General features: G+C 45.9%; 9 protein-coding genes. 3 read left to right on the top strand and 6 right to left on the bottom strand.

Going from position 1 to position 11,844, the window contains the following annotated elements:
- Positions 1-68: 68 nt before the first annotated feature.
- Entirely contained in the window at positions 69-290 is a 222-nt protein-coding gene (locus QT994_RS27890) for a hypothetical protein (protein WP_445243924.1), read from the bottom strand.
- A gap of 100 nt (positions 291-390) precedes the next feature.
- Between QT994_RS27890 and hemH the strand changes: the two genes are divergently transcribed.
- Positions 391-1,554: a ferrochelatase gene (gene hemH, locus QT994_RS18840; RefSeq protein WP_333177002.1), complete on the top strand. Its 1,164-nt coding sequence runs from the start codon at positions 391-393 to the stop codon at positions 1,552-1,554.
- 208 nt (positions 1,555-1,762) lie between these two features.
- On the opposite strand, the gene QT994_RS18835 is transcribed toward hemH, so the two are convergent.
- Positions 1,763-2,374, bottom strand: coding sequence for a DUF4126 domain-containing protein (locus tag QT994_RS18835; protein ID WP_333047850.1), 612 nt, complete (start codon positions 2,372-2,374; stop codon positions 1,763-1,765).
- A 305-nt stretch (positions 2,375-2,679) separates the two neighbouring features.
- On the opposite strand from QT994_RS18835, the gene QT994_RS18830 reads away from it, so the two are divergent.
- Positions 2,680-3,966, top strand: a complete 1,287-nt coding sequence (locus QT994_RS18830) for a Glu/Leu/Phe/Val dehydrogenase (protein ID WP_333177000.1) — start codon at positions 2,680-2,682, stop codon at positions 3,964-3,966.
- 82 nt (positions 3,967-4,048) lie between these two features.
- Here QT994_RS18830 and nrdJ read toward each other — a convergent pair whose 3' ends face one another.
- Complete coding sequence (gene nrdJ, locus QT994_RS18825; RefSeq protein ID WP_333176997.1) at positions 4,049-6,358, bottom strand: ribonucleoside-triphosphate reductase, adenosylcobalamin-dependent; 2,310 nt, start codon at positions 6,356-6,358, stop codon at positions 4,049-4,051.
- A gap of 208 nt (positions 6,359-6,566) precedes the next feature.
- The gene (locus QT994_RS18820) at positions 6,567-6,854 is read right to left on the bottom strand and encodes a hypothetical protein (RefSeq protein ID WP_333176994.1); all 288 of its coding nucleotides are present in this window, start codon (positions 6,852-6,854) and stop codon (positions 6,567-6,569) included.
- 184 nt (positions 6,855-7,038) lie between these two features.
- On the opposite strand from QT994_RS18820, the gene QT994_RS18815 reads away from it, so the two are divergent.
- Complete coding sequence (locus QT994_RS18815; protein WP_333176991.1) at positions 7,039-7,779, top strand: hypothetical protein; 741 nt, start codon at positions 7,039-7,041, stop codon at positions 7,777-7,779.
- Positions 7,780-7,858: 79 nt separating this feature from the next.
- Here QT994_RS18815 and QT994_RS18810 read toward each other — a convergent pair whose 3' ends face one another.
- Entirely contained in the window at positions 7,859-10,021 is a 2,163-nt protein-coding gene (locus tag QT994_RS18810; protein WP_333176988.1) for a DUF4394 domain-containing protein, read from the bottom strand.
- Between the two features lie 714 nt (positions 10,022-10,735).
- Positions 10,736-11,782, bottom strand: coding sequence for a DUF6745 domain-containing protein (locus tag QT994_RS18805; RefSeq protein ID WP_333176985.1), 1,047 nt, complete (start codon positions 11,780-11,782; stop codon positions 10,736-10,738).
- Between the last annotated feature and the right edge of the window lie 62 nt (positions 11,783-11,844).

Below are 11,844 nucleotides of genomic sequence, written 5' to 3'. Positions count from 1 at the left end.
GAAGTCAGAGTTCATGTAGACGATCCGTTGGGTGGGGGCGAGTTTATAAGATTGTTGGTTTTAGGCAGTTATTGTTGGTGAAACTCGCCCCTACAAAATTTGGTCGATCGCAATTGACTAAATCCGCATCCGATCGACCTGCAAACGGATTCATCCGTGGGGTTGCCTCTAAAATCTAAAGCTAGTTGCCCCAAACGAGCATCGCCACCTACGCTCAAAGCAGCAAGACGCGCGATCGCATCGTACAACCACTGATACCGATAACTTAAATCTCTAAAAATTGTTCCCATAGTCAAAATTATGTATACCTTGCTATCGACTTAAGATATTATTAAGTTATATGATAAAGATAAGTGACAGAACTGAGATATTGGGAGAGCTGTAACCGCTATGGGTCGTGTGGGAGTATTGCTATTAAACTTGGGCGGGCCAGATCAAATCGAGGATGTCCGTCCTTTCCTGTTCAACTTGTTTGCTGACCCGGAAATCATTCGCATTCCGTTTCCGTGGATGCAAAAACCCCTCGCCTGGTTGATTTCGACCCTGCGTTTTCAGAAATCCCAGGAAAACTACCGCCAAATCGGGGGCGGCTCTCCTTTGCGGCGGATTACCGAGGAACAAGCCACTTCGCTGCAAGAACTTTTGCAAGAAAAGGGCCAGGATGCCCGAGTATACGTGGGGATGCGCTACTGGCATCCTTTTACCGAAGAGGCGATCGCCAAAATTAAGCGCGATCGCATCGAACATTTGACAATCTTGCCGCTGTATCCTCAATTTTCCATCAGCACCAGCGGTTCTAGCTTCCGGCAGCTAGAAGAAATGTGGGGCAAAGATCCAGCCCTCAAAGATATCGAATATACCGCGATTCCTTCTTGGTATAAGCGGCCCGGCTACATTCAGGCAATGTCGGAACTGATAGCCCAAGAACTAGACCACAATCCTCATCCCGATCGAGTTCACATCTTTTTTAGCGCCCACGGCGTCCCCCTCAGCTATGTAGAAGAGGCTGGAGACCCCTATCAGCGCGAGATTGAAGATTGCACTCGTTTGATTATGGAACATTTGAACCGATCGAACGAACACACTCTAGCTTATCAAAGTCGGGTTGGCCCGGTGGAATGGCTCAAGCCTTACACCGAAGACGCCATTACCGAACTGGCAGAAAATGGAGTCCAAGATTTATTGGTAGTTCCGATTAGTTTTGTTTCCGAACACATCGAGACTCTGCAAGAAATTGACATGGAGTATCGAGAATTAGCAGAAGAATCGGGGATTAAAAATTTCTACCGAGTGCCCGCCCTGAATACTCATCCGGTGTTTATTGAAGCTTTGGCCGATTTAGTCATCGAGTCGATCGAATCTCCCAGCGTTAAATTCTCGGATGTTATACGTCCTTCCAAGACAGTGAAAATGTACCCTCAAGAGCAGTGGGAGTGGGGTTTGACCACGGGGGCGGAAGTCTGGAACGGTCGTGTGGCGATGATTGGTTTTGTGGCATTATTGCTGGAATTAATTACGGGTCAGGGCCCGCTACACTCGATCGGATTGCTTTAAATTGACAGTTGACTGTTGACAGTTGACTGTTGACAGTTGACTGTTGTTACAAATGACTAATGATATAAAATTCGTGGGTATCGGAAGTATTCATCTCTCTCTTCTCTTCCTCAGCGCCCTCTGCGGTCTCTGCGGTTAAATCATTCCGAAACAACCGTAAATGATATGACTAATAAGTCATAACTAATTACCAATAACTAATCACTAACTAATCAGGATCGCGCTTGCGGTGGCGGGGATTTCCCCTATCGCCCGGTATTCCCTGACTTTTGTACCAGCGATACCACTCTTTAGAACTGCGAATTGCCAGCCACAGCAGCATCATCGCAACTAACCCTCCCTGCCGCGGGGCGTCAAAGGCAAACAAAACCAAGGAAATGCACAGAACATCTTGGAGGAAAATCACCCAAATCGGCAAACCCCGCAGCCGATAAAACCATCCTGCTTGTACCAGTTGCAGCACTAAAGCCAACAAACCTCCGACAACACCAATAATCCACAGCATCCAAGGGTGAGCAATAATTTCGTCGATCAAACTTACTTGAGCGATCGCAATTCCCATAATTGCTCCTACAATGGGGCTGAAAATAATTTGCACAATTTGCAGTACCCGCTGTCCTACAAAAGTTTTAGAAGCAAATAACTCTAACAGCGACCAACTCACCAAGATGGTGATAGCCACCTGGGGGGGAACCCCCGACAATAGAGGTATTTCCGACCAAAGTTTGTCAATCCGCAACAAACCAATTAACAGCAGGGGCAGGGCAATTCTCATACCCCCTGCCGCAGACGCAGAGAGTGCGGCTAGGAGTCCAACCATAATAATAATTCAGTTTCTAACGTCAGCTAAAGCCTCGATCTATTTCAGAATTTAATTTCCCTGATGGCTGGCTGTGATTTGAGCGATCGAACTCAAATTGCAGCTTGAGCTTAAATATCACCCTCTATTCTAAGTGTATCTGCTTAATCGCTGCTTGGCACTGCCAGATTGTCGATCGACACAAGGTAGTTGACTGTTGTCAGAAGAAAGGAGGCAGCATTCAACCAGGATTGTGATTAAATTAGCTTAAGCACCCGAAGCCTTTTTCTGACAACAGTCAACAGTCAACAGTCAACTAACTTCTTATGTCTGATTCATTATTTGCTGATGCCAGTCGCCGATTAGAACGAGCCTTAAAATATGTGTCACTTTCCGAGGATACGATCGAACGGCTGAAACACCCCAAATCCAGTTTAATTGTATCGATTCCCGTGCGGATGGACGACGGTTCGCTGCGAATTTTCCAAGGTTATCGGGTGCGCTACGACAATACCAGAGGCCCCTCTAAAGGAGGAGTACGCTATCATCCGGAAGTATCCCTTGATGAAGTGCAATCCTTAGCATTTTGGATGACTTTTAAATGTGCGGTTTTGAATTTGCCCTTTGGAGGGGCCAAGGGCGGAATTACTCTCAATCCCAAGGAATTGTCCAAACTGGAATTGGAACGGTTGAGCCGGGGCTATGTCGATGCGATCGCAGATTTCATCGGCCCCGATGTCGATATTCCCGCGCCGGATGTCTACACCAATCCCATGATTATGGGTTGGATGATGGATCAATACAATATTATTAAGCGGCAGCTTTCTCCAGCGGTGGTGACTGGTAAACCAGTGACAATTGGCGGCAGTTTGGGCAGAGATACCGCAACAGCAATGGGTGCTTTTTTTGTACTACAAACTATTCTACCCAAATTTGAGCTAAATCCTCAAGATACAACTGTAGCGGTACAAGGTTTTGGTAATGCAGGTGCCGAAATAGCTGAACTGCTCTGGAAAGCAGGTTACAAAATTGTTGCTGTCAGCGATTCCCAAGGGGGAATTTATGCTAAACAAGGGCTGGATATCCCCAGTATTCGAGGCTTTAAAGACTCTCACAAAGGTATCAAAGCTCTTTACTGCGAAGGTTCGGTTTGCAATATTATCGAACACGAAATTTTGACAAATGAACAGCTTTTAGCATTAGATGTAGACGTGCTGGTTCCAGCAGCTTTGGAGAATCAAATAACAGAAGCAAATGTTAATGATGTTAAGGCTAAGTTTATTTTTGAAGTAGCTAACGGGCCGATTGATTCTGCTGCTGATTTGATTTTAGAAGCGAGGGGAATTCAGGTAATTCCTGATATTTTAGTCAATGCCGGAGGCGTAACGGTTAGTTATTTTGAGTGGGTGCAAAATCGCAGCGGACTTTATTGGACGCTGGAGGAAGTCAACCAGCGGTTGAAGCATAAAATGGTCGAAGAAACTGAAGCTATTTGGAAAAAATCTCAGGAATTGTCAGTTTCCATGAGAACTGCGGCTTACGTGTACGGGTTAAATCGACTCGGAGAAGCGATGAATGCGAAGGGAACGCGGGATTATTATGTGAACGGTTGAGAAATAAAATCCCCGACTTCTTCTGGTTATGTTCGTGAAATATCGAAGTAATTTCAGAAGTCGGGGATTTGGCTATTGGCTATTACATAGCCTTAGTCTCCGGCATCAAACACTTATCAGAATCGCAGCCCGCCGGCCCCGAATCCATCATTTCACCCAAGTCATAGCGACTTAGTGCCGCATGAAAAACATCTATTTGGCGGCGCGCTAAAGTCTCTTCCACCATCTTGGTGTAAATTTCCTTGCTCACCGGTTCAAAGGGCAAACGCGGGAAAGTTTCAAGAGCATCAAACCGAGCTAAAAGCGCTGCGGAAATGTAACCTTCATCATCGCGAATCGCTTCATAAATCCGCGTACCCAAACTTTCCACTTCATTTTCGCGCAGTTCAATCGTGGCCGAAGTGTTATGTCTGACATAGAACTTTTGCACCTGCATATAAAAGTCCATTTGTGCCGCTGCTGAGAACTTGTTAATGTCAATTTCATCGGCACCGGGCAAGTCAGCCCAACTTACGGCAACAGGTATTTCTACCAGCCATTCTGTACAGCGTTCGTCGAAGGGATTGTTCAGCAAATTGCCGTTTTCATCTTTGTCAGATTGAGACGGAATCACGTTGTATCCGTAGTCGATGCAGGCGAGGGCTACGGGGTCGTTTTTGCCGAAAGTGATTCGGCGAATGAAACGCTGGGCTTTCGGCGGATGCCAGCCGGGGGAAGCACCTGTCAGCAGAGATTTAGTACCCGATGGTTGAACGGTTGTGCAGCGATTTGGGCGTTTTAAGGAATGGCGATCGCAATAATCCCAAACTACCCGATTCACAATCTCCCGCCAACCACTCAAATACTCTTCTTCCCGCTGTTTAAACGCGATTCCTTGCGGAGTTTGCGGGCGGCCTTCCACCCACCAGCGCAGCCACTCAACGCCGAAAGCGTGAACGAAGAAATCGAACAATCCCGTGAAAGATACGCCGACAATGGGGTCTAGTTCGCGGCTGTATTGATAGCGGGGTTCAAGAAATTTGTGATTGAGAAGTACCGCTACAGATAGAGCCGCCGCCCTGAAAGCTTCCTCCTGTTCTTTGAAGTTGTAAGGGTCAATTTGATTGAGGTGAACCTCCGCCAAGTTACAGTGAAAATTAGAGCCGATGATTTCACCACAAGGATTTAAGCCCACACGAACTGACCGATGCTCTATTTCCTCAGTAGTCATATCGGGATAGCGTTCCTGCAACCACTGTTTAGCTTTTCCTTGTGCGTAAGCTGTCAAAAACTCAATTTTAAGACTTGGCGTTGGAATTAAGTCAACGTTAGCTCTAGCTACAGCTTCACCAGCCCATTGAATTGCTCCTTCACCCGAATAATACTGTTTGCGGACAGCATCAATACATTCTTCTAATGTAGGTTTGGAATGAAAAACGCGGGTATGATTTGCCATCCGAAGGGCATCACGTTCTGGGTCTATTCTCCAGTTGCCGTTATCATCTTGTTGCCACAAATTATTTTTAGCATTTGCCCCCAGTTCGTCATCAAAAGAAAACTGACGCATTCCGGCCGATCTTCTAATATTTCCTGCGACGATTGTGACCGCAGCTTCATCTATCAAAATGCAGCATTCAACTGAATTTAACTGCCGCCCTAAAGCTTTATTCAAAATTGCGGCGCAGCGCTGATAAAGGTCGGGCAATTTCACCGGATTTGCTACTCCGCCAAAACCTTTTAAAGGTTCTCCCACCGGGCGAACATCGCTCAAATCAATGAATACTTGAACTTCTCCTGAAAATCTTTCATCTGTGGATAATTCCAGTAAAGTTTGATAGGAGTTTACCCAACCTTGGCGAGAATCTCCGACATAAATAGTTGCGGTTTTTTCTGCTATTTTTACTTCAGTTTCTTGACGGCGCAACTGGGCGGGTGTAGAGCCGATTTCGCCTTGCATGGTTAGGGTTAAACGGTTGCGAATCGGCGGCAGTTGGTTGATATATTGTGGTTCCAAGACTGCCCCAGTGCCGCAGCCCATCATTGCCAAATCCATCAACAAACCAAAGGAACGCCAGTCGAGAATATTTGTTGAGGAGCAATTATAGGCGCCGGAAAAGTTCTCTGGTTGTTCGATCCATGTGCTGCCACCTACCCACAGCCAGCGACCTGAAGCTAGGGTTTTGAGCTGGTTTTGCATCCGGTGCAGCAGTTGTGTTTCTTCGGGGGTGAGGTTTCCCAGCTTTTGCAGCCCCTTGACTGTTCGATCGCACACTTCCTCCCAAGTCTCCCGCCCTCTCTCGGTACGGCGGCTGTAAGTCCTAAAAAATACTGGATTGGCTGCGGGTGCTGTTTCGGGAAAATCGGACAGGTTGCGTTTCTCGCGGGCACTCGATCGCTCTAATTCTCGAACCATAGGTTGTGTACTGACGTGTCGGAATATATCAACAGACTACGAATATACAACAGGATTCAGATTTAGGGTAAAAGGTTAATATATTTGACAATTTGCACTAGATATGGGGCACAGAAGTGTACAAGCTCGATCGGGCGAGATCCTCAAAACTTGACAAAAAAACCCGATTTCTTCCAGAAACCGGGTTAAGCGCAAATCTGGTCAATTGTCAATTATTTGTCAATAAAAACTCAATATTCGGTAACAGCGGGTCTTGAACAACCCCCACACCGTTAAATCCCCAACGTTCGAGTAGCTTTTTTACCTGAGAACCCGAAATCGATTCTACTCCGAATCGATCGGCAACATCAGCAGCGTGGGCGTTGAGATAGCTCAAAGCGTCATAGTCTTCGCGAAACATCAGCAGGTAACTCACCGCCGAATCTGGATTGGGACAAGCGCTGATATATTTGCCGTCAGCACGAGAACGCAGCAAGTAAAAAACTTGAGATAACATCTTATGTTTTAGCTGTTCAGATTGGCGATGAATTGTAAAGACTTACGCAAAGGTGCAATTTTTGCACTATTTGTAGGGGGTAAAGTGCTTATGGCCCGCCCTACAGATAGAGTTTGTGCGTAACTCCTAAATTTATTATAGTTTAAAATAGAGAAAACATCAACAACTTCAGGAATAATAAAAAATGAAAATTATTTCAAGATTAAAAGTATCGACCGGGAAGATTTGCAATAGCATAGCATTTTTCTCTTTCGCTACTATCTTATGCTGCTTTTTGTCGCCAAGCTATCAAATTCTTGACCCTATAGATATAACTAACATTATCCTAGCTCCTGTCAAATTTATTTTGTACATTCCTTTAAATTTATTATCTTCATTATCTAATTTTAGTTGGGATAGTTTAGCTTGGTTGCTTTGGCTGTCAATCTTGCTAATTTGGGTGTACAGTCTCATCAATGCACGTCTATGGCTGAAACAGTTTCGTTGGTGGATAATTCCATTGCTAGCAGGGATTTTGTCACTAATTTGGGCAACACATCTTTTATTATGGTTCAATTTCACGCTTTACAAGCCGGCCTTAGAAAAACTAGCCGATCGAGTAAAAGTGGCAACCTCTCAAAACAAAGTATTGGAGTTTAATCCGAGTCAAAAAATAGGAACTTTTGAGATTCTTGGTGCCTACAGAGTGTACGACCAATCTGAATCTGCCCCAAATAATCTGGCAATCTCGCCGACCACAACCAATGTCACCTCAATTGAGATAGAGGGTAAGTGGGCGCATCAGGGTTTCGTTCGGGATTTATCTCGCAAACCAGGTGGTTTCCAAGCTATAAATTTTAGCTTTGCGCCCGGTAGCAACAACGGCGATCAAAATATTTTTTATCTCGGCGATGGTTGGTATGCTTTCCAAAACTTGTTTGACTAACAGGACTTATGCCTTAACCCTATTTGTAAGGTGCGAAATTCGCACCTTACTACTATCCCAGATTTGCAACTAAGAACATCTAAATCAAAGTTAGTGCCAAACCTTTAAATCCCCTGCCGTCGCCAATTTGACCGACGATCGAAGCTTGACCGGTTGTCAAATTGATATTGTACAAGCTGGAAACTCCGCCCACATCGATCGCAGCCAAAGCCGTCTCGTTACCGCCACCACTCCTGACATCAAAGCCGAGAACGGTACCAGCATCAATTCCCAAAGGCCCGATCGTATTCAACACTCCATTATTCGGCGGATCTTGGCGAACCAAAACATCCACATTGCTGTCAATTACAAACAGCGTTGTCGAAGTTGCCCCGGCAAAGTTATTCACATAGGCAGCCCCCACACCCGCGGGAGGATTGCCAAAATTGCGATCGCCCGCAGCATAACCCAAATTCGCGTCGAGTTGAATTCCCCCCGTCAGCGTGTCAAAATCGACAATTGCCCCAGTATCCGGGTTGAGGCGGGCATTTTGACCGGCTTGATTGACCAACCTAATTCGATCGACTGTCGGATTGAAATCAACACCTGCAGCCCCCGGAGTTAGGGGAACAGCAAACTGCCCGCTACCGACTTGACTTGCAGCCCCAGTCACCGGATCGATCGCGTACAAACGATTGCTAGAACCCACACCGTAAAGCAAACCGTTAGCGGGGCGAAAATCAATTCCCAGCAAACTTTCTCCCGGCTGCAACCCTGTAACTGCCACGTCGCTGAGAATTGCCAGCGGCGCCGCCTCGTTAAAACCGACAATTGTTTCAGCGCCATTTCTGACAGTTAAGGCGTAGGCTGTAGGCAAAGGCAAAGCCAAACCGTTAATCTGTTTCCCGTCCGCAATTGGCCCGACAAAGGAAGCTTGACCGCTACTTAAATTGATATTGTACAAGCCCGAAATCCCACCAACTTCCAGCGCCGCCACCGCTACCTCGCGGCCGCCAATACTTCTGATATCAAAGCCGAGAATGCTAGTGGCATCAACTCCCAAAGATCCGATCGTATTCAACACTCCATTATTCGGCGGATCTTGCCGCACCAAAACGTCTGAATTGCTGTCAATTACAAACAGGGTTGTCGAAGTTGCGCCCGCAAAGTTATTCGTGTACGCAGCAGCCGCAGCCGCTGGAGTTGACCCAAAATTGCGATCGCCCGCCCGGTAAGCCAAATTCCCGTCGAGTTGAATTCCCCCCGCCAGCGTGTCAAAATCGACTACTGCCCCCGTATCCGGGTTGAGGCGACCGTTTTGACCAGCTTGATTGACAAACCGAATTCGATCGACTGTTGGATTGAAATCAAAACCCGCAGCCCCCGGAGTTAGGGGAACAGCAAACTGCCCGCTACCGACTTGACTTGCTTCTCCGGTTCTCGGATTCAGAGTATACAAGCGATTGCTGCTACCTAAACCGTAAAGTCCGCCGTTAGCCGGTCGGTAATCAATCCCCAGCAAACTTTCTCCCGCTTGTAATCCAGTCACGGGGAAATCTGAGATCACACTTCCCGGATTGGAAAGACTAAAACCAACAATCCGATTAGCAGGAGTTAAAGCATAAGCCGCGGTCAGCGCTGGAGGCGGGGGAGTGGGAACAATGCTGCCAATATTATTAGTGAAGTTTGCTTGACCGATCGAACTTTGTCTCACCCCTTTGAGAGTAGCCAAAAATTCTCCACTCACCCGGTCTTGAATAACAGTATCGTTTCCAGCTTCCAGAATATTTAAGTCGCTAAAACTGACACTTTCGCCCAAACCGATTAAATCCGTACCGGGTGCAAAATCGGCGATCGCGTCAGCATTTGCCAAACTAACACCGCCGCTGGTACGGGAAGGGTCAGCCTCAGCGTAGCGCCTCAAAACAAATATGTCGGCCCCGTCTCCGCCTATCAGGATATCAGTATCTCTATCTCCCGACAAAACATCATTGCCGGAGTTGCCCGAGATGGAATCGCTGCCTTTTCCGCCCACTAAAAAATCGTTACCTTCTCCGCCATTAACAGTATCGTTATCTAAATCTCCAAACAGCGAATCTTGACCTGAGTTGCCATCAACTAAATCGCTTTGCTTTCCTCCAAAAATGCTGTCATTACCCAAGTTTCCCGCAATAGTGTCATTGCCCATCAAACCAAAAATCAGGTCATCTTCTGAAGTTCCGGCTAGCAAGTTTGCTTGTGCGGTGTCTCTAATTTCTGCCATGTTCTAATCACTCTCTAAAATTTATATTCCCGTTACCTTTAGGCAAGGGAATTCTCAGTACAAAAAATTTCCACTTCGTACTGTCGGCTAATTTGACTAAAATATTTTAGGTATGAGCAGCCGATTTTATGATAAATTATACGCAGCTAGAATGATAAGTAAATCCGCCTGCCGAGATATATAAAATCGCCCTAGATACAAATATACCCGCCTATATTTGATAGTTTGCATTATAACCAGGGGTGGCGCCAGTGCAACTGCAAACCCCCAAGCTAAACTTTTTAGCGGTGCGAACCTATGAAATTTTGTACTGCGTTCATTAGTAATATACGCTGACTCTATAATTTTGGATCTGTACAGTCAGAAATTATTTTTCAACTTTCATCTTAAATCCTCCGAAGGTGGGCTTTGTCGGTGTAGGGGCGACCACCATCGCTCAATATAAAGTGGATTATAAATGCGGAATTGGCATAATAAGTTAGTTGAACAGTCGTTTTCAGACGACTTAAGCTTTCAAGCAGGGGTTTAAACGCCCTGCCTGAATCGGAGTTTCACATTAAGTTGACACCAATGAGTTGGGCTTGGGAAGGCAAAAAAGCAGTTTTTTCCCTTCTTCTTTCTTCCTTCTTCATGACTTACGCAAGACTTACGCAAGCACACATTGCGACTGTTAATAAAACCTTAATTTAATTATATACTGCCGCCGCAACTCGATCAAGTCTGCACGGAAAAGTCCTCTGGATCGATATCCCAATTTACCCAGCGAATTGCCTCCCTAGCTGATGCCAGGTTAGGCGGCACTCTCAAAGCGTGAATGAATCCCGTACTCTGACAAGTCATTTTTAACAAACAAATCGGCTCGACATCGGCATTATCTATTTTTAAGAGTGCATATTCCTGCCAACTATCTATTTGTTCTGCTGACAACTCTTGACAAATGCGATCGTAACCAATTCCTTGAATTAACACTCGCCGAAGTTCGGCATTCTTTTCTGTTAAAATCCATTGGGATTGCCATTGATTTGGGTGGACGTGACCATATTTTTCCGGCAATCTGACACCGTGATAATAGTAAAAATTCCATCCATCCGCAAACTCGATCGCAGGTTCTCCTTCGGCGTGCAGGCGGTTTTGACTGTCAAAGCGCAGGTGGCGGGGGCGATCGCACACCGCGCAAAACTTTTCAAAGGGAAATATCCAACCGCAATGCTCGAAAAGCAGCTTTTGGGAACGAAGTATTTCTTGTGCCTTTTCCGAGAGATTGATGCCTGATGAAGAGATATAAAGTTCAGTTAAATAGATTTCTTTAAACAAAGTTGTGGGGGTTTTAGGGTATCCCAGGTAGGACAAAAAATCTTTCAAAACATTCCCTATCCTTGGTCTCGCCGATACCGTATATTCGCGAACCAATTCACCGATTAGCGAACGCAGTGTGCTATCTGCTTCGCACTCGATCGTCATGCGATGGAGATCGTAGTACCACACCGTCGGACTGGTAAATTCTCCCATAATCGATGGGGAAATCCATTTCCAGTCTAGTCTTTCCCCCAATCTATTCCTGCTCCATTCGTTTGAGCAGTTTTGTGAATGGTCGTGTTTAGGCAAGTTGAAGATTTGGAGAAAAGCGTCGCGGAGACTGCTCCAAACAATAACTTCGGGTTCTTGTAGGCCAATAGCTGCATAGGCAACTTTGATTGCTTCTGTGGCTTTTTGAGCATCAATTGGTTTAGTCGCGAGAGTAAGACGTTGGGAGCGTGTCACTTTTGCGCTAAGTATAAATACTTAATAAGAGGAAAATAGTGGCTTTGAGCCATTGTTGAGCA

Origin of the sequence: Microcoleus sp. S13_B4 (genome assembly GCF_036700885.1) — a bacterium.
Lineage (GTDB): Bacteria > Cyanobacteriota > Cyanobacteriia > Cyanobacteriales > Microcoleaceae > Microcoleus.
This window is presented reverse-complemented; position numbering and strand designations above follow the sequence as displayed.